Annotated in this window: 26 protein-coding genes and 1 riboswitch; of the genes, 15 read left to right on the forward strand and 11 right to left on the reverse strand. The window is 66.8% G+C overall.

Features of this window, described 5'->3' with window-relative positions; translation table 11 throughout:
- The first annotated feature begins 211 nt into the window (after positions 1–211).
- Positions 212–805, forward strand: coding sequence for a GNAT family N-acetyltransferase (locus tag IFT54_RS01920; protein WP_192069412.1), 594 nt, complete (start codon positions 212–214; stop codon positions 803–805).
- A 16-nt stretch (positions 806–821) separates the two neighbouring features.
- Here the strand turns inward: IFT54_RS01920 and IFT54_RS01925 are convergent, their stop codons facing one another.
- A complete protein-coding gene (locus IFT54_RS01925; protein ID WP_192069413.1) occupies positions 822–1,580 on the reverse strand; it encodes a hypothetical protein in 759 nt (252 codons plus the stop codon).
- Positions 1,581–2,060: 480 nt separating this feature from the next.
- Here IFT54_RS01925 and IFT54_RS20985 point away from each other — a divergent pair, with 480 nt between their 5' ends.
- From IFT54_RS20985 to thiC, 4 genes are all read left to right on the forward strand, one after another.
- Positions 2,061–2,291, forward strand: a complete 231-nt coding sequence (locus IFT54_RS20985) for a sterol desaturase family protein (protein ID WP_446740656.1) — start codon at positions 2,061–2,063, stop codon at positions 2,289–2,291.
- The gene (locus IFT54_RS01935; protein WP_244648464.1) at positions 2,197–2,646 is read left to right on the forward strand and encodes a DUF2141 domain-containing protein; all 450 of its coding nucleotides are present in this window, start codon (positions 2,197–2,199) and stop codon (positions 2,644–2,646) included. Before IFT54_RS20985 ends, IFT54_RS01935 begins: the two co-directional genes overlap by 95 nt.
- 69 nt (positions 2,647–2,715) lie before the next feature.
- Positions 2,716–3,579, forward strand: a complete 864-nt coding sequence (locus IFT54_RS01940) for a MipA/OmpV family protein (protein WP_234387246.1) — start codon at positions 2,716–2,718, stop codon at positions 3,577–3,579.
- Positions 3,580–3,667: 88 nt separating this feature from the next.
- Positions 3,668–3,775: riboswitch (TPP riboswitch) on the forward strand.
- Between the two features lie 39 nt (positions 3,776–3,814).
- A complete protein-coding gene (gene thiC, locus IFT54_RS01945; RefSeq protein WP_192069415.1) occupies positions 3,815–5,737 on the forward strand; it encodes a phosphomethylpyrimidine synthase ThiC in 1,923 nt (640 codons plus the stop codon).
- Positions 5,738–5,792: 55 nt separating this feature from the next.
- On the opposite strand, the gene IFT54_RS01950 is transcribed toward thiC, so the two are convergent.
- Entirely contained in the window at positions 5,793–6,098 is a 306-nt protein-coding gene (locus IFT54_RS01950; RefSeq protein ID WP_031439303.1) for an alkylphosphonate utilization protein, read from the reverse strand.
- 25 nt (positions 6,099–6,123) lie between these two features.
- A complete protein-coding gene (locus IFT54_RS20670) occupies positions 6,124–6,249 on the reverse strand; it encodes a hypothetical protein (protein WP_260171387.1) in 126 nt (41 codons plus the stop codon).
- A gap of 168 nt (positions 6,250–6,417) precedes the next feature.
- Between IFT54_RS20670 and IFT54_RS01955 the strand changes: the two genes are divergently transcribed.
- Both IFT54_RS01955 and IFT54_RS01960 read left to right on the forward strand, forming a co-directional pair.
- Positions 6,418–6,966, forward strand: a complete 549-nt coding sequence (locus tag IFT54_RS01955; RefSeq protein ID WP_192069416.1) for a hypothetical protein — start codon at positions 6,418–6,420, stop codon at positions 6,964–6,966.
- A complete protein-coding gene (locus IFT54_RS01960) occupies positions 6,959–7,597 on the forward strand; it encodes a YbhB/YbcL family Raf kinase inhibitor-like protein (RefSeq protein ID WP_056673382.1) in 639 nt (212 codons plus the stop codon). The genes IFT54_RS01955 and IFT54_RS01960 overlap by 8 nt, the downstream gene beginning before the upstream one ends.
- Before the next feature lie 43 nt (positions 7,598–7,640).
- Here the strand turns inward: IFT54_RS01960 and IFT54_RS20675 are convergent, their stop codons facing one another.
- From IFT54_RS20675 to IFT54_RS01970, 3 genes are all read right to left on the reverse strand, one after another.
- Complete coding sequence (locus IFT54_RS20675; protein WP_274604119.1) at positions 7,641–7,769, reverse strand: hypothetical protein; 129 nt, start codon at positions 7,767–7,769, stop codon at positions 7,641–7,643.
- Positions 7,770–8,104: 335 nt separating this feature from the next.
- Positions 8,105–9,115, reverse strand: coding sequence for a GGDEF domain-containing protein (locus IFT54_RS01965; protein ID WP_311724103.1), 1,011 nt, complete (start codon positions 9,113–9,115; stop codon positions 8,105–8,107).
- Between the two features lie 95 nt (positions 9,116–9,210).
- Entirely contained in the window at positions 9,211–9,741 is a 531-nt protein-coding gene (locus IFT54_RS01970; protein WP_056673387.1) for a peroxiredoxin, read from the reverse strand.
- A 91-nt stretch (positions 9,742–9,832) separates the two neighbouring features.
- Here IFT54_RS01970 and IFT54_RS01975 point away from each other — a divergent pair, with 91 nt between their 5' ends.
- Positions 9,833–10,663: an inositol monophosphatase family protein gene (locus IFT54_RS01975; RefSeq protein ID WP_192069417.1), complete on the forward strand. Its 831-nt coding sequence runs from the start codon at positions 9,833–9,835 to the stop codon at positions 10,661–10,663.
- A gap of 203 nt (positions 10,664–10,866) precedes the next feature.
- Here IFT54_RS01975 and IFT54_RS01980 read toward each other — a convergent pair whose 3' ends face one another.
- Complete coding sequence (locus IFT54_RS01980; RefSeq protein WP_192069418.1) at positions 10,867–12,990, reverse strand: AsmA family protein; 2,124 nt, start codon at positions 12,988–12,990, stop codon at positions 10,867–10,869.
- A 199-nt stretch (positions 12,991–13,189) separates the two neighbouring features.
- On the opposite strand from IFT54_RS01980, the gene rpmI reads away from it, so the two are divergent.
- From rpmI to IFT54_RS02015, 7 genes are all read left to right on the forward strand, one after another.
- The gene (gene rpmI, locus IFT54_RS01985; protein WP_031395289.1) at positions 13,190–13,393 is read left to right on the forward strand and encodes a 50S ribosomal protein L35; all 204 of its coding nucleotides are present in this window, start codon (positions 13,190–13,192) and stop codon (positions 13,391–13,393) included.
- A 19-nt stretch (positions 13,394–13,412) separates the two neighbouring features.
- On the forward strand, positions 13,413–13,778 hold the full coding sequence (gene rplT / locus IFT54_RS01990; protein ID WP_031395288.1) for a 50S ribosomal protein L20: 366 nt from the start codon (positions 13,413–13,415) through the stop codon (positions 13,776–13,778).
- 285 nt (positions 13,779–14,063) lie between these two features.
- The gene (locus tag IFT54_RS01995) at positions 14,064–14,405 is read left to right on the forward strand and encodes a GIY-YIG nuclease family protein (RefSeq protein ID WP_031395287.1); all 342 of its coding nucleotides are present in this window, start codon (positions 14,064–14,066) and stop codon (positions 14,403–14,405) included.
- A gap of 22 nt (positions 14,406–14,427) precedes the next feature.
- A complete protein-coding gene (gene pheS / locus IFT54_RS02000) occupies positions 14,428–15,522 on the forward strand; it encodes a phenylalanine--tRNA ligase subunit alpha (RefSeq protein ID WP_031439311.1) in 1,095 nt (364 codons plus the stop codon).
- Positions 15,519–17,933, forward strand: a complete 2,415-nt coding sequence (pheT, locus tag IFT54_RS02005; RefSeq protein ID WP_192069419.1) for a phenylalanine--tRNA ligase subunit beta — start codon at positions 15,519–15,521, stop codon at positions 17,931–17,933. The genes pheS and pheT overlap by 4 nt, the downstream gene beginning before the upstream one ends.
- Before the next feature lie 190 nt (positions 17,934–18,123).
- On the forward strand, positions 18,124–18,999 hold the full coding sequence (locus IFT54_RS02010; protein WP_192069420.1) for an aldose 1-epimerase family protein: 876 nt from the start codon (positions 18,124–18,126) through the stop codon (positions 18,997–18,999).
- A gap of 150 nt (positions 19,000–19,149) precedes the next feature.
- The gene (locus tag IFT54_RS02015; protein WP_192069421.1) at positions 19,150–20,718 is read left to right on the forward strand and encodes a peptide chain release factor 3; all 1,569 of its coding nucleotides are present in this window, start codon (positions 19,150–19,152) and stop codon (positions 20,716–20,718) included.
- A gap of 61 nt (positions 20,719–20,779) precedes the next feature.
- On the opposite strand, the gene IFT54_RS02020 is transcribed toward IFT54_RS02015, so the two are convergent.
- The 4 genes from IFT54_RS02020 to plsX all read right to left on the reverse strand — a co-directional run bounded on the left by IFT54_RS02020 (position 20,780) and on the right by plsX (position 23,535).
- Positions 20,780–21,139: a MerR family transcriptional regulator gene (locus tag IFT54_RS02020; protein WP_192069422.1), complete on the reverse strand. Its 360-nt coding sequence runs from the start codon at positions 21,137–21,139 to the stop codon at positions 20,780–20,782.
- Positions 21,140–21,147: 8 nt separating this feature from the next.
- Positions 21,148–21,447 (reverse strand): integration host factor subunit alpha, encoded by a 300-nt coding sequence (locus IFT54_RS02025; protein WP_031395326.1) that lies wholly within the window; start codon positions 21,445–21,447, stop codon positions 21,148–21,150.
- A 94-nt stretch (positions 21,448–21,541) separates the two neighbouring features.
- The gene (locus tag IFT54_RS02030; protein WP_031395325.1) at positions 21,542–22,510 is read right to left on the reverse strand and encodes a beta-ketoacyl-ACP synthase III; all 969 of its coding nucleotides are present in this window, start codon (positions 22,508–22,510) and stop codon (positions 21,542–21,544) included.
- Positions 22,507–23,535: a phosphate acyltransferase PlsX gene (plsX, locus tag IFT54_RS02035; protein WP_031395324.1), complete on the reverse strand. Its 1,029-nt coding sequence runs from the start codon at positions 23,533–23,535 to the stop codon at positions 22,507–22,509. The genes IFT54_RS02030 and plsX overlap by 4 nt, the downstream gene beginning before the upstream one ends.
- Positions 23,536–23,540: the final 5 nt, after the last annotated feature.

Genomic DNA, 23,540 nt, shown 5'->3' on the forward strand with positions numbered 1-23,540 from the left:
CGCCTGCGAAAACAGCCTTTCCCGCCCAATCGCGCGCGAAGACAACCTGCATTGCCGGCCCGGCCGCCTCTTCCGCCACCGCCGCGATCCGCCGCGCGCCAGTCGTCCGCTGCCATCGCGCACCCGACACGGAGGGACGGGGGACGTCAGGTCGGGCATGGCGCGCCGCCGCCATCTCCGCCACTATGTCCATGCCAGATCCGGAGCCGCCATGCCCCCCACACATCCGACCGACGCTTCGCCAGCACCGCACGCCGGCGATCCCGACCCCCGCCACCCCCAGGCGCCGACGCTGGCAACGGCGCGCCTGACGCTGAGCGGCCATGTCCCTGCCGATCTCGACGACTGCGCCGCGATGTGGGCCGACGCCCGCGTCTATGCGATGATCGGCGGCACGCCGCGTAGTCGCGAGGAGGTGTGGATCCGGTTGCTCCGCTCGATCGGGCAGTGGACCGTGTTCGGCTATGGCAGCTGGATCGTGCGCGAGACTGTGACCGGCCGGCTGATCGGCGAGATGGGTCTGATCGAAGCGCGGCGCGCGATCCTGCCGCCGATCGACGGTCCCGGTGCGATCGGCCCCGAAATGGGCTGGACGCTGACCGGCGACGCGCAGGGACAGGGTTATGCGTCGGAGGCGATGGCGGCGGTCCTGGCCTGGGCCGACCCGCGCATCGCCGCGACGACCTGCATCATCGACCCCCGCAACGCGCCCTCGCTCCGCCTCGCCGAGCGCCTCGGCTACCGCCTGCGCATCGAGGGTCGTTATCGTGACGCGCCGATCCTGATCCTCGACCGGCGCGCCTGACCTGGGTTCGAGGCGGCTATTTCGGCTTGGCGTTGAGCGTCGCCATCCGTGCGACGACCTCCGGGCTCGTGCACGTGGCTTTGTCGAAGCTGGTCGATGGCGGCCGGCGCAGGCAGGTGAAGGCGACCTCTTGCTCCGGGATCATGTCGAGCGGTTCGACGCCAGCATCCTTGCGCGCGATGACGGCGCGCAATTTGGCAAGATAGGTATCCCACCCGCGCTTGTCGGTAACGAGCGTGAGCGATCGATCGGCCATATCGATCAGCCTCGCTGCCTCGTCGAACCGACCCATCTGCCGGGCAGCGTTCGCGGCCCGTGCCTCCAGCCATAGCCGGTCCGCGACGGGCGTTGCAGGGCCCAATGCCCGAACGCCACGGATGAACAATGTCTGATATCGCTGGAACTGGCTATTCTGCGCGTCGGTGCTGATTTGGGACCTCGGATCGGGCGTCACCTGCCAGATGGCCGACAGCAAAAGTCCGAGACGCAGAATCTCCGGCCGGCCCAGCTTTCCGGCGAGCCAATAGGCCCGGTAATAGGTCGTCTCCGAGCCGATCAGCCGTTTATAATCGGCGGTGCCGATCAGCCGCGCGAGGTTTTCCGCGTCCTGGGTCGAGACCTTGTCGAAAACGACCAACTTGTTGCTCGGGCATTCAGGAAGCGGAAACGGAAAGGGCAAATAGCTGTACGGCTTGCCGTCGGGGCGCTCGCCATAGGTGCTGAACATCGCGGGCTGCCATGCCGAGAACGTCTCGCCGCCCACCGGGCAGGTCATTTCTGCAGGCCCACCGTGAAGCGGAGGCAATTGTCGCGGAGCGGCGGTCGGCACGGGCTGGGCCGATTGCAGCAGTATTGCGAGTAAAATCACTATTGTGGTCCCCGATTATGTCGTGCGGAGGATGCTATGAAAGTCGCGATCCGGCGACAACGACCTTCTGCGGGATGCGCGCGCGGTCATCTTCCCGATCGCGCGGTGTACAAGCGGCCATCACCCGGCACGCGCAGATGCTTGTGAGCGCGGCATGACGATCACGCTCGTCATCTCCTTGTCTGCGATTGACGTTTTACCGGGTGCGCCCGCCGACCGCGTGTGCTGCAAAGGCGTTCGCTCCAATCTAGGCGCTGCCGTTGCTGTGATAATTCCGCTACGGGTCGTCGCGATTCCGACCCCGGCGGTGCGCTCGGTTTGGCTCTGACGGTCATGACCGTTATGAAGGGGGCCAATCCGATGGGCCGGGAGGTTTTTCCCCGGTTCATGTGGAGGGGAGCATTGGGGACATGGCTGATCACGGCCAGCCACCATCAGCCACATCATGAACGATACAGGTGCAATTATGAGCTCATTTTCCGGTTCTGGGATCGGCTCTGCGGCACCGACCGGGAGCACGGCGATGCGGGCAGATCGCATGCCAAGGTTGCCGCGCGTGCTGGCGGCGGCCGCGGTCTGGGCCGTTCTGGCGGCGGCGAGCCCGGTCACGCGGCTTGACGTCGAGGTCGACAATCTCCGCTCGGCCAAGGGGTTGATCCGTATCTGCCTGACCGCCGACCCCGATAATTTCCCCGCCTGTGTCGACGATGCCAAGGCACTGACCCGGACGCTCCCCGCCGCGGTCCGGACGACGAGCTTTCCGGGTCTGCCGCAGCGCGGCTATGCGCTGGCGATCATCCATGACGAGAACAGCAACTCCAAGCTCGACACGATCGCGGGTATCCCGCGCGAGGGCTATGGTTTCTCGAACAACGCGGCGGTACGCTTCGGACCGCCGCGCTTTTCCGCGGCACGGTTCATGCTCGCCGGTGATGCTGAAATGCAACAGGTCAGGATGCGTTACATCTTCTGACGGATTGCAACGGACCGAATGGGGTTGCCCAGCGTTGCGCGGTGGAACCTTTTTGTCCGGAGCCCGTCCTTGCGCGCATTCTCACTCGTTCTGACTGCCGCAACCGCGGCCGTCGCCCTCGCCACGCCGGCACTTGCGCAGACGGATCCCAATCCGACCCCGCCAATCACCGATCCCGCCGACAACAACCGCATCACGCTGGGACTCGGCGTCGCGTCGCTTCCTGATTACGAGGGTGCGGACAGCAACAGCTTCACGCCCGGCGCGGTCGCGATCGGTACGGTCCGCGGGCATGACTTCTTCACGCGCGGTACGCAGCTCTACGTGAACCTGATCCCCAATACCGGATCGGTCGGGATCAACTACGAAGTCGGTGTCATCGCCGCGGTGCGTACCGATCGCACGGGCCGGGTCGACAACCGGCAGGTCCGCGCGCTCGGCAAGATCGACACGGCCTATGAAGTCGGCGGCTTTGTCGGCATCGGCAAGACCGGTGTCATCACCAGCGATTACGACACGCTGACCGCGCGCGTCGCCTATATCCACGACGTGTCGGGCACGCACGACAGCTATGTGATCACCCCGCAGGTCAACTACACCACGCCGCTGTCGGTCCGCACCCTGGTCGCCTTCGGCCTGTCGGCGGATTATGCGGGCAAGGGCTTTGGCCGGACCTATGCGGCGGTCACGCCGATCGGCACGATCAACAGCGGTCTGCGCACCTATGACATCAACGACAGCGGTTTCCGCCGGGTCAACGTCTCCGCCTTCGCGCTGCAGAGCCTGTCGGGCGATCTGCGCCGTGGGTTCGGCGTCGGCGCGGGCGTGCTCTACGGTCGCATGCTCGGCAAGTACAAGGACAGCCCGATCGTCGCGGACGTCGGCGATGCCGACCAGTGGCTCGGCGCGGTGGGCCTGACCTACACCTTCTGATTGCAACCCGCCGATCGACCCGAAACCCCGTGCGGCCCGACCGTGCGGGGTTTTTCGTTTGCGCCCCCGTCCGTTGCGCCTATGCTCGCCCTACCCCGGGGGAGCGCCGATCCGCGCTTGAGAGGAAGGCAGGAGCCTTCGACCCGCTGAACCTGATCCGGTTGATACCGGCGGAGGGAGGGAGCGGTCGCCACAGAACCGTATGCCTTGCTCCGAGACCTTTAGGAGCAAGCGCATGGCCGATTACGATCCCCGCATCCCGACCGCCGACATCGGCGTTACCACCGGCCCGATCCGCGGCTCGCGCAAGATCCATGTCGCGGTGCCCTCCAGCCCCGACGTCCGCGTCGCGATGCGCGAGATCGTGCTCGACCCGAGCTGTTCCGAGCCGCCCTTGCGCGTCTACGACACCAGCGGTCCGTACACCGACCCGCGCGCCACGATCGACATCAACGCCGGCCTGCCGCAACTTCGCCGCCAGTGGATCGAGGCGCGGGGCGACGTCGAAAGTTACGACGCGCGTGAGATCCGGCCCGAGGATAATGGCCAGCTCGGCCCCGACCGCTCGGGCGGCGTCCCGCAATTCCCCGGCAGCATCAAGCGCCCGTTGCGCGCCAGGGCCGGCGCCAATGTCAGCCAGATGCACTATGCCCGCCGCGGCATCATCACGCCCGAGATGGAATATGTCGCGACCCGCGAGAATCTCGGCCGCGCGATGCTGAAAGAGTATAAGCGCGACGGCGAGAGCTTCGGTGCGTCGATCCCCGACTTCGTCACCCCCGAATTCGTCCGCGACGAGGTCGCGCGCGGCCGCGCGATCATCCCCAACAACGTCAACCACCCCGAATCCGAGCCGATGGCGATCGGCCGCAACTTCCTGGTCAAGATCAACGCCAATATCGGCAACTCCGCGGTTGCGTCGAACGTCGCCGCCGAGGTCGACAAGCTCGTCTGGTCGATCCGCTGGGGCGCCGACACGGTGATGGACCTCAGCACCGGCCGCAACATCCACGACACGCGCGAATGGATCCTGCGCAACAGCCCCGTGCCGATCGGCACCGTGCCGATCTACCAGGCGCTCGAAAAGGTCGGCGGCATTGCCGAGGATCTGACCTGGGAAATCTTCCGTGACACGCTGATCGAACAGGCGGAGCAGGGCGTGGATTACTTCACAATCCACGCCGGCGTTCGCCTCGCCTATATCCCGATGACCGCCAAGCGGGTCACCGGCATCGTCTCGCGCGGCGGCTCGATCATGGCGAAATGGTGCCTCAGCCACCACAAGGAGAGCTTCCTCTACGAGCGCTTCGACGAGATCACCGAGATCATGAAGGCGTATGACATCGCCTATTCGCTCGGCGACGGGCTGCGCCCCGGCAGCATCGCCGACGCGAACGACGAGGCGCAGTTCAGCGAGCTCTACACGCTCGGCGAACTCACCCACCGCGCATGGAAGAGCGACGTTCAGGTGATGATCGAGGGCCCCGGCCATGTGCCGATGCACAAGATCAAGGAAAACATGGAAAAGCAGCTCGAGGTTTGCGGCGAGGCGCCCTTCTATACCTTGGGGCCGCTCACCACCGACATCGCGCCGGGTTATGACCATATCACCAGCGGCATCGGCGCGGCGCAGATCGGCTGGTACGGCACCGCAATGCTTTGCTACGTGACGCCCAAGGAGCATCTGGGCTTGCCCGACCGCGACGACGTGAAGGTCGGCGTCGTCACCTACAAGCTCGCCGCGCACGCCGCCGACCTCGCCAAGGGTCACCCTGCCGCGCAGATGCGCGACGATGCGCTGTCCCGCGCGCGCTTCGAATTCCGCTGGCGCGATCAGTTCAACCTGAGCCTCGACCCCGATACGGCCGAGCAATATCACGACCAGACGCTCCCCGCAGAAGGCGCCAAGACCGCGCATTTCTGCTCGATGTGCGGTCCCAAATTCTGTTCGATGAAGATCACGCAGGAGGTGCGCGACTTCGCCGCGAAACAGAATGGCCCGGCCGACACGTTCCTCGCAGCCGATGTCGATCAGACCGACGCCAACCGCGCGATCTTCGCCAAGGGCGCGCATGCCGACGCGGAAAAGGGCATGGCGGAGATGAGCGAGAGGTTCCGCGAGAAGGGCAGCGAGATCTACCTCCCCGCGGACGTCTGATCCGCCACATCCCGAACTCCTCCCCCTGGCGGGGGAGGATCAGGGGGTACGCCCGTTACCGCTTGCGCACGAACTCCGCGCGCAGCACCAGACCCTTGATCCCCTCGTAGCGACAGTCGATCTCCTGCGCGTCACCGGTCAGGCGGATCGCCTTGATCAGCGTGCCGCGCTTGAGCGTCTGGCCCGCGCCCTTGACGGTCAGGTCCTTGATCAGCGTCACCTGGTCGCCGTCCGCCAGCACGTTGCCGACCGAGTCGCGGACCACGACCGTGTCGTCGTCCGCCGCGCGGGTCGTGGATGCGGCGTCGGCGGCGACCCATTCGCCGCTGGCCTCGTCATAGACGTAATCGTCGTCCGCCATCGTCATCGTCCTGTTTCGTGCCGGATCACTTGAGCGTCGTCATCTCGACGGGCTTGCCCTTGGTCGTCGGGTTCGACGCGTTCGCCTTGGGCTCCTTCTCGGCCTTGGGCTTGCGGACTTCCTTGTTCGATTTCTTCTGGCTCTTGGCCATGATGCTGCCCTTCCGGCGGGGCGGAGCGCCCCGGGACGGCGACGATACACGCTTGCGCTCGCGCATACCCGTAGATTCGGATCATCGAGTCGCCCCGGCAGTGCGGGCATCGCGGGCAACCTCGGCCCAGTCGGCGCGTTGGGATGAAAAGAGCATGAGGGGGCTGCGATGCATATCGGATCCGGGGCTGCGCCGATTACCCTGTCGCTGCGTGCGGGGATGGCAATGCTTGCCATGGCCCTGTCAGGCTGCAGTGCGGGCGACGATTCCCAGCAGACCGCTGCGGTTACGAATTTCACGCCGCCTGCCACGCGGACGCCGACCCCCGTGGCGGGGCAGGCGCAGACCACGCCGCTCACCGCCTATGTCGGCAAATATCCGCATGACGCGGTCGATGGCGTCGATTTCTTCGATCGCACCGAGGTGGCCGGCGGGTTGCTCGCGGTGGTCGACGATGCCCGGCTGCGGTTGCTGATCCGTGGGCGTTCGGGGCCGCAGACGCCGATCTTCCAACGGGGCAGGCGCATCGCCTCCTGGGGGTGCGAGGCGCATAACTGCGGCGATCACAACTGGATGGTCGCGATCGATCCGGCGGGTGGGACAGCGCAGGCCTGTTATCACGATGCCGGCACGATGCGCGATCAGAGCCGCTGGTATGCCGATGGCGCACCGGTCCTGCGCCCTGGCGCCTGTCCTTCGGAGGGTAACAATGCTTGAACACATGCCTGCCTGGCTCGGCCACGCACTTAAAGGATTGCGCGCTGGTGCCGACGCGTTGGTGATCGCCCGGTCCGGTCTCGGGTCGGGCGCGCAGGCCGGCACGGGGTTCGCGACGCTCGACCTGACCAGCCCCGCCTTTGCGCATGAGGGGCGGTTGCCGCCCCGGTTCACCGCCGATGGTGACGGGGTGTCGCCGCCGCTCCTCTGGAGCGCGCCGCCTGCGGGCACCGCCGCACTCGCGCTGATCGTCGAGGATGCGGATGCGCCGACGCCGCAACCGCTGGTTCACGCGATTGTCTGGCATATCGCTGCCGATCGGCTGCGACTGGCCGAGGGCGCGATCACGGCCGACGGCGCAGGGACGCCCGACGGCGATGTCGGGCGCAATTCCTATCTACGCGAAGGCTGGCTGCCGCCCGATCCGCCGACCGGGCATGGCGAACATCGTTATGCCTTCCAGCTTTTCGCGCTCGATGCGGCGCTGGGCGATCCAGGCGTGTCACCGGGCCGCACCGCGCTGGTCGAGGCGATGTCGGGACATGTGCTCGCGGCGGGGTTGCTGATCGGGACCTATTCGCGCGAGGAGGCCGCGCCCGTCGGCCCTGCTTCATCGGCCATGCCGGCCTGACCGCGATCCGCGCCTGGCGGGCAGGGATCCGCCACGCTGCCGGTCAGGCGAACGCTGCGGCGTGGGTCGCGATCAGCAGGACGGTGGTCGAGAAGGCGACGATGCAGACGAGCAGGCCGGGGTCCCGCGCCCGATCGGGCCGCGATTGGGCGAGATGGAGATGACGAAGCATGATGCAGTCTCCGCAGTCAGGCCAGATCACGCGATCGGGATGATCGGCGTCGCTGCGCTGATCGCGATGCCGGCGAAGACCAGCGCCCCGGCGAACGAGAGGAGGATGCGCTTGGCGGATTCGAAATGGATCGAGGACATGGTGGCTTCCCTTCGGTGATGGCGGCGTCCGGACCATCCGGCTGCCGATATCCCCTGCTTTGCACACCCCGTGCCAGTTCCGTATCCGGCTGAATTAGCGCGGTTTTTCGCTGCAGGCACGCAGCAGTTGGGATTTTGCGCCACACTTATCCGGTGAACGGCGCCAAGGATCGGTGCCGCGGACCGCCGCGAGGATCAGGCGGCGCAGATCCGGTCGCGCCCGTCGCCCTTGGCAGTGTAGAGGAGCCGGTCGGCGCGGGCGAACGCGCTCTCGGCGGCTTCGTCCGCGTGGATCGCGGTTACGCCTGCAGAGAAGGTGATCTGGCCGAGCGGCGAATCGGTCTCGCGGTTGCGGAAGCGTTTGGCGGCGACGATTGCGCGGACCGAATCGAGCAGGCGCGCGGCGTCGCTCAGGCTGACGCCGCACAACAGCACCGCAAACTCCTCGCCGCCGTGCCGCACGACGAGATGCCCCTCGCACCCCGCCGCGATCATCTGGCCGATCGCGGTCAGCACCCGGTCGCCGACGCCGTGGCCGAACGCGTCGTTGACTCGCTTGAACCGGTCGACGTCGCATACCGCCAGGCAATAGGGGCCCTTGTCCGCGTCGCGTGCGCCGAACGCCTCGTCGAACGCGCGTCGGTTGGGCAGGCCGGTCAGCGTGTCGCGTCGTGCGCTGTCGCGCGCTTCGATCAGCTTGGCGCGCAGGACGTCGGTCTCGTGCTTCGCCTTGGCCAGCCGCACCTCCGACTCACGGATCCGGCCGATCATCGCGGTGGTGATCCGCGTGATCTCGTCGATCTCGGCTAGTCCCGGCGAGGTCGTGATCGCTGCCGCGCTTTCCGCCAGGTCATGGCCGAAGCCGCGGGTCTCGGCGTGGATGCTGTGCATGATCGTCGCGAACCCGTCGACATACTCCTGCGTCTCGGCGACCAGCCGGTCCGCCTGCCCTTCGCGTTGCGCGGGATCGCACGGGCCGTCGTGATCGACCACCGCAGAGGGCTCGGTGACCTGTCCGCCAAGCGCCTCGATATCCCTGCGCAGCAGCCGGACGCCGCCCTCGGTCAATTGCGCAACCTGCGCCGCGAGCGGGCCGTCGGGTGCCGACAGCACGGCATGCGCGAACGCATAATGCGACGGATCCGGACGCAACCGGTGCTTACGGAGGAATCGGCCGATCTGGTCGAACAGGTCCTCCGTGCTCACCTGTTGTGCGCCCTGCGCGTCCCGCATGTCATTTGCCCCCGTTTCGCCCCCGGAATAGAACGACAAAGGTTAGCAACGCGTGACGATTTGCAAGCCTATCGGCGGTTAAGCGTCTCGACTGCGGCCAGCGTCGAACTAACATGCTCGGCCGGGTTCATGTCGTCGTGAACAAAGGCGACCCGGCCGTCGCGGCCGATCACGTAACTGGTGCGCTTCGTGACATTGCGTCCCATCACTTGCTTGCCGAGCGCGACGTCATAGCCCGCGACGACCTTCGGCCCTGCACTTGCGACCGCGAACTTGCCCGCGCATTTCTCCGCCGAGAATTTGCTCAGCGTCTCGACGTTGTCCGCCGACATGCCGATCACCGTCGCGCCGGCCTTCTTGAACGCGGGGACCGCCTCGGCAAAGGCATGCGCCTCGGCATTGCAGCCACCGGTATAGGCCGCGGGGAAGAAGTAGAGCACGACGGGGCCCTTCTTCAGCTGTTCGGCGAGGTGGACCGTGAACACCTTGCCGGCGATCGCGCCGCGCGTGGTGAAGTCGGGCGCCTTGGCGCCGGGCGCGAGCGCCGCGACTGCGGGGGTGGCGAGGAGGAGGGCGGCAAGGGTCGGGACGAGGCGCATGGGGCTATACTCCGGTATGATCGCAATGACGTACGCCCGCTCGCGGCATCCGTCCATTGCCCGCGCCGTACAGGCTCGATAGGCAGGGCACATGCCAGTGACCCAAGCCGATATCGACCTCGCGCACCGCCTCGCGGATGCCGCGGGCCACGTCATCCGACCCTATTTCCGCCACGAGCACGGCGTCGAGATCAAGGACGACCAGTCCCCCGTCACCCGCGCCGACCGCGAGGCCGAATCGGCGATGCGCCGGCTGCTCGACGCCGAACGCTCGGGCGACGGCATCGTCGGCGAGGAATTTGGCGAGAAGACCGGTGTCACCAACCGCAAATGGGTGCTCGACCCGATCGACGGCACGCGCAGCTTCACCGTCGGCCGCGCGATCTTCGGCACGCTGATCGCGCTGGTCGAGGATGGCTGGCCGGTGCTCGGGATCATCGACCAGCCGGTCCAGCGCGAACGCTGGGTCGGCGTCGCGGGGCGTTCGACAACTCTGAACGGCGTGCCGGTGCGCACCCGGGTCTGCCGCGAGCTTGCGGGATCGACGATCGCGACGACCAGCCCGCATCTGTTCGGCGAGGCTGACGTCCCGCATTACCTAGCGCTCGTCGCGGCTATCTCGGGCGGCAATCCGCGCCAGGGGCCGGTCTATGGCGGCGACTGCTATAATTACGGGCTGCTCGCGAGCGGGCATCTCGACGTCGTCTGCGAATCGGGTCTCCAGCTCTACGATTTCGCTGCGCTGGTCCCGGTCGTCGAAGGCGCCGGCGGGATGATGTGCGACTGGAACGGCGACCCGCTGACCGCGGCGAGCGAAGGCCATGTGCTCGCGATCGGCGATCCGGCGCGGCTGGACGACGTGCTCGAGGCGATGCACCGGATCGCGGGTGATGCGCATGACCATGGCGGTCACGACCACTGAGAGCGTCTTGGTGGGAAGGCGGGCGTTACGCCTCGCACCCAGCCTGATATCCGTCATCCCGGCGAAAGCCGGGACCCACGGACACGGAACGGTCGCTAACCGCGCTGGCCGAAACCATGGGCCCCGGCGTTCGCCGGGGTGACGGGAGGGTTGGGGCCGGCAAGGTGGGGTGCGCGGCGCGGCTGCGACCAAAGCCGCCGCCCTTAGAAGATCCCCAGAAACTTCTTCTTCTGCCCCTTCTTCTCCGCCTCGGACGCCTTGCCGTCCTCGCCCTTGGCGGTCGTCCCGCGGCCGACATCGTCGCGCGTCTCGCCCTTGGTCGTCCGCTGCGCCTTGGCGGTCGCGCCGGCCAGCACCGGGCCGCACGCGGTGGCCTTCGCATCGCCGACATCGACGAACGCGAGCACACCCGCGACCGGCGTCGCCACCAGCGCGAGGCCCAGCCCGGTGCCGACGCGGGCGAGCAGGTCCTTCGACACCACGCTCATCTTCGGTGCCGCGAACACGCCGCCGAACCCGACCGGCGACTGGCCCGCAAACAGGCTGAACTTCTTCGAATCGGCGCGGAAGGCGAGGTCAACTGCCTCGTTGCGGAAGCTGAACCCGCCGCGCCCGACGATCACGTTCTTCTTCGTGTCGATCAGGATCGGGTCCGCCGCCGCCACGCCGCCGCGCACGGTAAAGCCGATCAGGCCGCAATTGACCTGGACCGGCTCGTCGAGCTTGCCCTGGAACATGCGCTGCGCGAACGTGCCGATGTCGAGCTCGGCGAGCTGGACGTTGCGCACCGACAGTGCGCCCGACGGCATCACGAACGCGATCCGGCCGCGTGACGAGGCTAGCGAATCATGGATCGAATCGCCGCGCCCGTCGAGCTTGATCCGCCCCTTGATCGTCCCGGTCGTCCCCGCCTCGGCAAGCCCATAGCCCTTGAGCAACCGCCCCATAGGCGTCGGTGCGAGGCGAATGTCGTAGGACACCGCGCTCGGCCGCGATCGCGTGTCGAAGACTGCGTCGGAGGCGACATTGCCGCGCGCCATCGCAAACGTCAGCGGCGACAGCGCCAGCCGCCCGCGCTCGAGGTCGAGCGTCAGGTCGACGTTCGAGATCGGAATGTTCTTCGACCGGACCACGCCGATCGTCCATTTCAGGTCGGCATCGAAGATCTGCATCGTCTCTACCGGGAAATTCCCATCGGGCAACAGGCGTTGCGCGCCCGCGCCGGTCGCAGCGGCGGCCGCCACCGCGCCGCGGCTTTCGACGATGTCGGGATTGTAGCCGATGAACGGCGCGGCATCGACGATGTCGAGGCTCTTGGTCGCCAGCACCGAATCGAGATGGATGCGTTCGCCATTGGTGATCGTCAGCTTGCCCGCCAGATCGGTCTTCCCCGCCACGCCGGTGATCCGCGTGAAATGATATTCCTCGCCCTGTTTCACGAGCTGCCCGCGCAGCCGATAGGTGCGTGTGTTCGGGATCGCGACGTCGATCACGCCGAGCAGGGTCGACAGGTTGGCGCCGCGCGCGGTCACCGCGAGCGGCACGTTCTCGACGTCCGCGATGCTCGGCAGCGTGCCGGCGACGTCGATCACGTTGCCCGCCGCGCGCATCCGCGCGACCAGCTTGTTCTGTCCCCGATTGGCGGTCGCGTCGGGCGACAGCAGCTGCGCGGTCACCGTGAACGGCGTCTCGCGCAGCCGGCCGGTGCCCTTGAGGCCGACCGCGCGGCCGATCGTCGCATCGACCGAGCGGATGTCGGCGACGTCGAGATTGGCGAGCACGCGCATCCGCGGGTCGAGATAGCGCACGCTCGTCCCCGTCACCGTCGCCACGTCGATCCGCGGGAATTCGAGCGGCTCGCCGCCCTTCTTGTCGCTGAACGTCCAGCTGTTGGCGGTATGCGCGGCATTCCATTCGAGATCGACCGCGCCGTTGACCAGATCGAGCCAGTAGAGCCGCCGCTTGCCGAAGATCAGCGACAGCGGCGCGATCCGCGTGTCGAGCTTGTCCGCCTGGAACAGGTTGGGCCGGCTCGCCCAGTCGGAGTTGGAGAGCGTGAAGCGCTCGGCATAGAATTTGATTCGGAACGGCGCGAAATAGAGCTGGAAATCGCCGCCGACGGTCACCGTCCGGTGGGTCATCGACCCGACGATCCGCTCGAACGGATGCTTCAGGAAGCGACCCTTGGTGATGTAGAGTACCAGCCAGATGGCGGCGATCACCGCGACGATCCCGATCAGAATGTTGCGCAGGATCCGCCGTTTGCGCCTCTTCTGCGCCGCGGCGGGCGGGGGGGCGTCGATCGGCTGCGTCGGGCTGGCGTCCATGATAAGCCTATCGCATGGCGGGCGTAGCGGTTCCACTATGGTCGGATGCCGCATTAATCCGGGAATGCGACTTGAGATTTCGGACCGATGCGGGTATCGGCCCCGCTTCCTCGAAGGGATGCGCGTTCGACGAATCGCCCGGCCAGTGTGGGCTGCCGCGGCGATTTCAGCGTTTTCCTTCGTAACCGAAAGGATAAAAATGCCCAAGCTGAAGACCAAGAGCGGCGTCAAGAAGCGCTTCAAGCTCACCGCCACCGGCCTGCTCAAGCACGGCGTCGCCGGCAAGCGTCACCGTCTGGCGCATCACAACGGCAAGTACATCCGTCAGAACCGCGGCACCAAGCTGCTGTCCAAGGCCGATACCGCAGCAGTGAAGGCCTGGGCGCCTTACGGCCTGCGTTGAGCTGAGAAGGAATTAGACAATGGCACGCGTAAAACGGGGTGTTACCACCCGCGCCAAGCACAAGCGTATTTTGGTTCAGGCGAAGGGCTATTATGGCCGTCGCAAGAACACCATCCGCATCGCCCGTCAGGCCGTCGAAAAGGCCGGACAGTACGCATATCGTGACCGCAAGGTTAAGAAGCGCACCTTCCGTGGCCTGTGGATCCAGCGCATCAACGCCGGCGTCCGCGCCGAGGGTCTGACCTATTCGCAGTTCATGCACGGCGTGAAGCTGGCGGGTATCGAACTCGACCGGAAGGTCCTGGCCGACATCGCCATGCACGAGGGCGCAGCCTTCAGCGCGATCGTCGCACAGGCGAAGGCAGCACTTCCCCAGGCCGCGTAATTCGCGACTGAGGTTAGGTTTGAAAAGGGCGCCGGTGGGAAACCACCGGCGCCCTTTTTCGCGTCTGGGGCGGAGCGCAATTCAACGATGCGGAGCACCCGCCCCCTCCGTCATCCCGGCGAACGCCTCCCTTCCGTCATCCCGGCGAACGCCGGGACCCACGGTTACGGCGGACCCGGCGATAACGTGCTACCATCACCCGGCCCGCAACCATGGGTCCCGGCGTCCGCCGGGATGACGGAGCTAAGGACGCCAGAGGCGGGCGCAAACGGGGGAGCACCAGAAATGCGCGAAACCTTCCAGCCCTGCGTCTACATCCTCGCCTCCCGCCGCCACGGAACGCTCTATGTCGGCGTCACCTCAAATCTGCTCGCGCGGCTGGTTCAGCACCGCGAGGGGTTGATCCCCGGCTTCACTCACCGGTACGGCATCAGGCGTCTCGCCTATTACGAGATGTTCGACACGATGGAGGCCGCGATCGTTCGCGAGAAGCGGCTGAAGGAGTGGCGAAGAGCGTGGAAGATCGAACTGATCGAAGCGCGCAACGAAAATTGGGACGATCTGGGTATCGGTCTGGGGCTGCCCCGCCTACCCGATCTGCCGACCGAACCCGCCCTGGGAGTATGACGTGACGCAAGACCTGAACCAGATGCGCGAACACATGTTGGCGGCGATCGCCGCGGCATCCGGCCTCGACGCGCTGGAGGCGTGCCGGGTCGAGGCGCTCGGCAAGCAGGGCACGATCACCGCGCTGCTGAAGACGCTCGGCAAGATGACCCCCGACGAGCGGCTCGTGCAGGGCCCGATGATCCAGGGTCTTCGCGAAGCCGTCGCCAATGGCATCGCAGAGCGCAAAGCGACGCTCGAACGCGCCGCGCTCGACGCGCGGCTCGCCAGCGAAACGCTCGACATGACGCTGCCCGCCGACGCGCCCATGCCCGGCACGATCCACCCGGTCAGCCAGGTCATGGACGAACTCGCCGAGATCTTCGCCGACCTGGGCTTTGCGGTCGCGACCGGGCCCGAGATCGAGACCGACTGGCATAATTTCTCCGCGCTCAACATCCCCGAGACGCATCCGGCGCGCGCGATGCATGACACCTTCTATCTCCAGCAGGGGATCGACGCGAAGGCCGCGGGCACCGCCGACGAGAAGACGACCTTCTCGCTGCTCCGCACGCACACCTCGCCCGTCCAGATCCGCACGATGCTGAGCCAGAAGCCGCCGATCCGCATCATCGCGCCGGGCCGCACCTACCGCTCGGACTCGGACGCCACGCACACGCCGATGTTCCACCAGGTCGAAGGCCTCGTGATCGACAAGGGCATCACGCTCGGCCACCTGAAATGGACGCTCGAGACGTTCGTGAAGGCGTTCTTCGAGCGTGACGACATCGTCCTCAGAATGCGCCCGAGCTATTTCCCGTTCACCGAACCCTCGGTCGAGATCGACGTCGGCTACACGCTGGTCAAGGGCAAGCGCGTCGTCGGCGGCGCGGAGCCCGATGGCTGGCTCGAGATCCTCGGCTCGGGGATGGTCCACCGCAAGGTGATCGAGGCCTGCGGGCTCGATCCCGACGAGTGGCAGGGCTTTGCGTTCGGCTGCGGCATCGACCGGCTCGCGATGCTCAAATACGGCATGGACGACCTCCGCCCATTCTTCGACGGCGATATCCGCTGGCTGAAACATTATGGTTTCTCGAGCCTCGACGTCCCCACTTTGTCGGCAGGAGTCGGCGCATGAAGTTCACGCTCAGCTGGCTCAAGCAGCACCTCGAGACCACCGCCACGCTCGACCAGATCGTCGACGCGCTCACGCGTATCGGCCTCGAGGTCGAAGGCGTCGAGAATCCCGGCGAGAAGCTCGCCGCGTTCAGAATCGCCAAGGTGCTCAGCGCCGAACGCCATCCGCAGGCCGACAAGCTGCAGATCCTCTCGGTCGACGCCGGTGACGGCCCGCTCCAGGTCGTCTGCGGTGCGCCAAACGCGCGCGCCGGGCTGGTCGGCGTGTTCGGGGCGCCGGGTGCGTACGTCCCCGGCCTCGACGTGACGCTCAAGCTCGCGAGCATCCGCGGGGTCGAATCGAACGGCATGATGTGCTCGACGCGCGAGCTGGAGCTCGGCGAGGATCATGACGGCATCATCGAGCTGCCCGAGGACGCGCCGATCGGCACGCCGTACCCCGATTATGCCGGGCTGACCGACCCCGTCATCGATGTCGCGATCACGCCCAACCGCCAGGACTGCATGGGCGTCCGCGGCATCGCGCGAGACCTTGCCGCTGCCGGCATGGGCACGCTCACGCCGCTGATCTTCGATCCGATCGTCACCGACGGGGCAGGGCCATCGGTCCGCACCGACGACACCGCAGGCTGCCCCGCCTTTTTCGCTCAGACCGTCACCGGCGTGACCAACGGCGAGTCTCCCGACTGGATGCGCCGCAGCCTGCTCGCGATCGGCCAGAAGCCGATCTCCGCACTTGTCGACATCACCAACTACCTGATGATCGACCTCGGCCGGCCGCTGCACGTCTATGACCGCGCCAAGCTGTCGGGCGGCCTCGTCGCGCGGAAAGCGAAGGACGGCGAACAGGTCGTCGCGCTCAACGGCAAGACCTACACGCTCGACGCCAGCATGACCGTCATCGCCGACGACGTGGCCGTGCACGACATCGGCGGCATCATGGGCGGCGAGCATTCGGGCGTCTCGGCCGACACCACCGACGTGCTGATCGAGTGCGCCTATTTCGATCCCGACCATATCGCGCGCACCGGCCAGAAGCTCACGCTCACCTCCGACGCGCGCAGCCGTTTCGAACGCGGCGTCGATCCGGCGTTCCTCGACGACGGCCTGGCGATCGCCACCGCGCTCGTGCTCCACGTATGCGGCGGCACCGCGAGTGACGTCACGCGCTCGGGCGAAGCACCGTCGGAGCCGCGCGTGATCCATTACGACCCCCGCCTCAGTGCAGACCTCGGCGGTCTCCACGTGGCCCCCGAACGCCAGGCGCGTACGCTGCTGTCGCTCGGCTTCACGATCGGTGCGATCAAGAGCGCGGATGCGTTCAGCGACGCGCTGTTCTCGACGATCGAAGGCAAATGGCCGGTCACGGTCCCGAGCTGGCGCCGCGACGTCGACGGCCCCGCCGATCTCGTCGAGGAAGTCGTCCGGATCGAGGGCATCGACAGCATCCCCTCGACTCCGCTGCCGCGCCTGCCCGGCGTCGCCAAGCCGACCGCGACCCCCGAGCAGAAGCTCGAACGCCGCGCGCGTCGCGCCGCTGCCGCCCGCGGCCTCGACGAAGCGGTGACGTGGAGCTTCCTCTCGGAGGCCGAGGCAGCCCCGTTCGGTGGCGGCGCCTGGACGCTCGCCAACCCGATCAGCGAAGACCTGAAGGTCATGCGCCCCTCGCTGCTCCCCGGCCTGCTCGCCGCGACGGGGCGCAACCTCAAGCGCGGCCAGCAGAGCGTCCGCCTGTTCGAGATCGGCCGCCGCTACCTCGCCGACGCCGAACGCGCGACATTGGGCGTGGTGCTGGCGGGCGACCGCCGCCCGCGCGGCTGGCGTGACGGCAAGGCCGCGAGCTTCGACGCCTATGATGCGAAGGCCGAAGCGCTCGCACTGCTCGCCGCCTCGGGCGCACCGGTCGACAATCTCCAGGTCATGGGGGAGGCGGGTGGTGCCTGGCATCCGGGCCAGTCGGGCACGCTCCGGCTTGGGCCGAAGACGGTGCTGGCAAGCTTCGGCATGCTGCATCCGCTGGTGCTGAAGGCGTTCGACCTCGACGGCGCGGTCGCTGCGGTCGAAGTCTATCTCGACGCGATCCCGCCCAAGCGCGCCTCTGGCTTCGCCCGCCCGGCCTACACGCCGCCGGCGTTGCAGGCGGTCCGCCGCGACTTCGCGTTCCTCGTGCCGGCGGCGCTCGCGACCGACGCGCTGGTCCGTGCGGTCAAGGGCGCCGACAAGGCTGCGATCGTCTCGGCGCGCGTGTTCGACGTGTTCACCGGGCAGGGCGTCGAGGACGGCCACAAGTCGGTAGCGGTCGAGATCGTCCTGCAACCCACCGCCAAGAGCTTCACCGACGAGGAGCTGAAGGCGGTCGCGGACAAGGTCGTCGCGGCAGCGGCTAAACAAGGCGCGAGCCTGCGCGTCTGAGCGTCTCCTCACCCTCCAACACCACCCCGGCGAAGGCCGGGGCCCAGCTGGGGAACGGGAGTAACGGCGGACAGTCCCTCGTTACTTCCACCTTTCCAACTGGACCCCGGCCTTCGCCGGGGTGGGGCCGGCGGGCTGTCCGATGAGCGTTTTGAAGACCCGCGCGTTCGACCACGAAGGAAGGACCCCAATGACCGACCTGATCACGATCGCCAACGACCACCTCACCGCGCAGATCAACCCACTGGGTGCCGAGCTCACGTCGCTCAAGTACTCAGACGGCCGCGAGCTGATGACCGACGCCGACCCGGCCTATTGGACCGGCCACGCGCCGATCCTCTTCCCCGTCGTCGGTCGCCCCTACCGCGACACGATCCGCGTCGACGGCACCGAATATTCGATGAAGCAGCACGGCTTCGCCCGCCGCATGGCGTTCGCGGTATCCGAGCAGCAGCCGGGATCGGTCGCCTTCACGCTCGAGGCGACGCCCGAGACGCGTGTGGTCTATCCGTTCGATTTCCGGCTGACGGTGACGTTCGCGCTGGTCGACGCGACGCTGAGCGTCGACGTCGCGATCACCAACCCCGCCGCGCAGCCGCTTCCGGCGAGCTTCGGTTTCCACCCCGCCTTCGCCTGGCCGCTGCCTTACGGGGAGGATCGCGCCGACCACCGCATCGTCTTCTCGGCCGACGAGCCCGACACGCTGCGCATGATCGCCGACGACGGCACGATCGCGGAGGGGGAGCGGCCCTCGCCGCTGGAGGGACGGACGCTGCCTCTGCACGATGCGCTGTTCGCCAAGGATGCGCTGGTCTGGGATTCGGTCCGGTCCGACTCGGTCACCTACGGCGCCGAGACCGGCCCGCAGCTGCGGATCGATTTCCCCGACACGCCGATGCTCGGCCTCTGGACCAAGCCCGGCGCGGCCTATGTCTGTGTCGAGCCGTGGCACGGCATCGCCGACCCCGAGGGCTATGACGGCGACTTCCGCGCCAAGCCCGGCGTGTTCGAGATCGCTGCAGGCGCCACAAAGAGCATCGCACTCCGCGTAACGCTGCTCCGCTAAAAGCCCCTCCCCTTCAGGGGAGGGGAGCAGCTATCGCCGCGACGGCCCCCTGTCCTCCGGCCCCCGCATCTGCCAAGAGCGGCAGCATGACCGCCGGACTCCCGGCCCAACCTTCTTTGCGAGCCGCGACAGGCTCCCCGGACCCACGCCATGACCCAATTTCCCCGCCGCACCTTCGCGATCATCTCGCATCCCGATGCCGGCAAGACCACGCTGACCGAGAAGCTGCTCTATTTTGGCGGCGCGATCCATCTTGCGGGCGAGGTGAAGGCGCGCGGCCAGAACCGGCGCGCGCGATCCGACTGGATGAAGATCGAGCAGCAGCGCGGCATCTCGGTCACGTCGTCGGTAATGACGTTCGAACGCCAGGGAATCACCTTCAACCTGCTCGACACGCCGGGCCATGAGGACTTCTCCGAGGACACCTACCGCACGCTGACCGCGGTCGACTCGGCCGTCATGGTGATCGACGCCGCCAAGGGCATCGAGCCGCAGACGCGCAAGCTGTTCGAGGTCTGCCGCCTGCGCAACGTGCCGATCATCACCTTCGTCAACAAGGTCGATCGCGAGGGGCGCGACCCGTTCTCGCTGCTCGACGAGGTGGCGGAGATGCTTCAGCTCGACGTCTGCCCGATGAGCTGGCCGGTCGGCATGGGCGGCGAGTTCGAGGGCGTGTACGATCTCTACGCCAACACGCTGAGCCGCCCTGAAGGCGACAGCCGCGAATTCATGGGCAAGGCGATCCCGTTCGCCGGTATCGACGACCCCAAGCTCGCCGAGATCCTCAGCCCCGAAGGGATCGTCCGCCTCTCCGACGAGGCCGAACTCGCACAGGGCGGCTATTCGAGCTTCGACGGCGACGCCTATCGCGCAGGCAATCTGACGCCGGTCTATTTCGGCTCGGCACTCAAGGATTTCGGCGTCGCCGAGCTGATCGCCGCGCTCGCCGACTATGCGCCACCCCCGCGCGCGCAGCCTGCCGAGCCCGCCCCCATCTCCCCCGACGAGCCCGAAGTCACCGGCTTCGTGTTCAAGGTGCAGGCGAACATGGATCCCAACCACCGCGACCGGATCGCGTTCATGCGGCTGTGCTCGGGCGTGTTCAAGCGCGGCATGAAGCTGACGCCCACGGGCCACGGCAAGCCGATCGCGGTCCACTCGCCGATCCTGTTCTTCGCGCAGAACCGAGAGCTGGCGGACGAGGCGTTCCCCGGCGACATCATCGGCATCCCCAACCACGGCACGCTGCGCGTCGGCGATACGCTGAGCGAACGCGCCGCGATCCGCTTCACCGGCCTGCCGAACTTCGCGCCCGAAATCCTGCGCCGCGTCGTGCTGAAGGATTTCACCAAGACCAAGCAATTGCGGAAAGCGCTCGACGACATGGCCGAGGAGGGGGTGACTCAGGTCTTCTACCCCGACATCGGCTCGAACTGGATCATCGGCGTGGTGGGGCAGCTTCAGCTCGAAGTGCTGCTCTCGCGTCTCGACGCGGAGTACAAGGTCGCGGCCGGGCTAGAGCCTGCGCCGTACGAGACCGCGCGCTGGATATCGGCGGAGGACCCGCAGGAGCTCAAGACCTTCGCCGAGATCAACCGCGGCGCGATGGCGAAGGATCGCGACGGGAACCCGGTGTTCCTCGCCAAGAGCGCGTGGGAGGTGAACTACATCGCCGACCGCTATGCGAAGATCCGCTTCGCCGCGACCCGCGAACGGTAAGGGACCGCCATCGATCGTCATCCCCGCCCGCGCGAGTATGACGAACCGGCAGGCATGCGGATCAATCCGCGGCCAGGGCCTCGGCAAGCATGTCGCGGATCGCGCGCAGTGCCGTGATCGGCGTCTCGGCGGGCGCAACGATCTCGGGAGCGACCGCGGGCGGTGCGCCCTTTTCGGCGGCCAGCAGCTGCTGGACGCCGCGCACGGTATAGCCGTCGCGATTGAGCAGCTGGTCGATCCGGCGCACCAGCGCGACGTCCTCGACGCGATAATAGCGACGATTCCCGGCACGCTGGAGCGGTCGGAGCTGGGGAAAACGCGTTTCCCAATAGCGCAGGATATGCTGTGGCAAGCCGGTATCGTTCGACAGTTCGCCGATGGTCCGGAATGCGGTACTGGCCTTGCCGGAAGTGTCCGGCATCGCGTGCCTCAGCCTGCGCCGACGATGCGTTCGCGCATCATCTGGCTTGCGCGGAACGTCAGCACGCGGCGCGGTGCGATCGGCACCTCGACGCCAGTCTTGGGGTTGCGACCGATGCGCTCGCCCTTGTCGCGCAGAACGAACGTACCAAAGCCCGAAATCTTGACATTCTGCCCGCTGGTCAGTGCTTCGCACATCTCGGTCAGGATCTGTTCGACGACTTTTGAAGCATCCGATCGCGAAAGTCCGATTTCGCGATGAAGCGATTCGGCTAGATCGGCTCGTGTCAGCGTACCCGTCATTGTCATTCCGAAACTCCCACACCCATTGCGGTACCTACACAAGCAGCGTGATCATCGGAAGAGCTTTATCGGACAAATTGCAACTGGCTTTCAGTTGCGTTTAGAAGCGGATGACCGCCGCACCCCAAGTAAAGCCGCCACCCATCGCCTCGAGCACGACGATCTGGCCCTGCTGGATCCGTCCGTCACGGACTGCCACGTCGAGCGCGAGCGGTACCGACGCCGCGGAGGTGTTGGCATGCTGGTCGACGGTGACGACGACGCGCTCGGGGGCAAGGCCCAGCTTGCGCGCGGTCGCGTCGAGGATCCGGGCATTCGCTTGGTGCGGCACGACCCAGTCGACCTGGTCCGCGGACAAGCCCGCCATCGCCAGTGATTCGGTCATGACGGCGGCGAGGTTGGTCACCGCGTGACGAAACACCTCGCGGCCCTTCATCCTGAGCTTGCCGACCGTCCCGGTGGTCGAGACGCCGCCATCGACATAGAGAAGCTGATTGTGCCGCCCGTCGGCGTGCAGCTTGGTGGTCAGGATCCCGCGTCCGTCCGCATCGGCGGTATCCTGCGCCTCGAGCACGATCGCGCCCGCACCGTCGCCGAACAGGACGCAGGTCGTGCGATCCTCCCAGTCGAGAATCCGGCTGAACGTCTCGGCGCCGATCACCAGCGCGCGCTTGGCGACGCCGCTGCGGATCATGCTGTCGACGACCTGGACCGCGTAGAGAAAGCCCGAGCAGACCGCGGCGACGTCGAACGCGACGCAGTCGTCGATCCCGAGCATCGCCTGCACCTTGGTCGCGCTGGCGGGGAAGGTCTGGTCGGGCGTCGCGGTGGCGAGCACGATCAGGTCGATGTCCTGCGCGTCCACGCCTGCTGCAGCGAGAGCCGCGCGGCAGGCGTCAGCGGCCAGAGTCGCGGTCGTCTCGCCTTCGCCGGCGATATGGCGGAACCGGATGCCGGTGCGCTCGACGATCCATTCGTCGCTGGTGTCGACCTGTTCCGCCAGCTGCGCATTCGAGACGCGACGGACCGGCAGGGCCGATCCGGTGCCGGTAATGACCGAACGGATCATGCGGCTTCCTTGACGTTGCCCAGATCGTCGCTGATCCGGCGGACGAGGTCGTTTCTCACCATCTTGGCGGCATTGCCGATCGCCGTCGCCACGCCGCGCTCATTGGCGCCGCCATGGCTTTTGACGACGATGCCGTTGAGCCCGAGAAACACCGCACCGTTATGATTATTGGGATCGAGATGATCGCGCAGCAGTTCGGTCGCGGGCTTCGAAATCAGAAAGCCGAGCTTCGACCGGACCGAGCTGCGAAATGCGCGCTTGAGCAGGTCGGCGACGAATCGCGCGGTGCCCTCGGCGGTCTTGAGCGCGATATTGCCCGAAAAGCCGTCGCATACGACGACGTCGACATCGCCGCGCGACAGGCGGTCGCCTTCGATGAAGCCGGTGAAATCCATGTCGAGCTTCGGCGTCGCGCGCAGCATGGCGGCGGCCTCGCGAATCTCGTCGGTGCCTTTCATGTCCTCGCTGCCGATATTGAGCAACGCGACACGCGGATGGGCGATATCAAGCGCGGTCCGTGCATAGGCGCCGCCCATGATCGCGAACTGGACGAGGTTGCGCGCGTCGCACTCGGTATTCGCACCGAGGTCGAGCATCACCATGTCGGTGTCGCCAAGCGTCGGAAGGCGCGCGGCGAGCGCGGGCCGATCAATGCCCGGCAGGGTCCTGAGCGACAGCTTGGCCATCGCCATTAGCGCACCGGTGTTGCCGCTCGAGACCGCGGCTGCGGCACGCCCCTTTTTGACGAGATCGATGGCGATGCCCATCGATGTCGTCTTGGCGCGACGAATCGCCTGGCTCGGCTTGTCGCTCGAGCCAACCACCTCGGGGGCGTGGACGATCTCGGAGTTGAGTTCGAGATTCGGATGGGCTTTCAGCCCGTCGCGAATCGCGGTTTCGTCACCGACCAGCAGGAAATGCATGCCGTCAAACTGGCGTCGCGCACGCGCGACACCCGCCAGCATTACCGCCAGCCCGTCATCGCCACCCATCGCATCGACGGCGATCCAGGCGCTGTCGGGCATGCTCA

The organism is Sphingomonas sp. CFBP 13714 (assembly GCF_014842205.1).
Classification (GTDB): Bacteria; Pseudomonadota; Alphaproteobacteria; order Sphingomonadales; family Sphingomonadaceae; genus Sphingomonas; species Sphingomonas aerolata.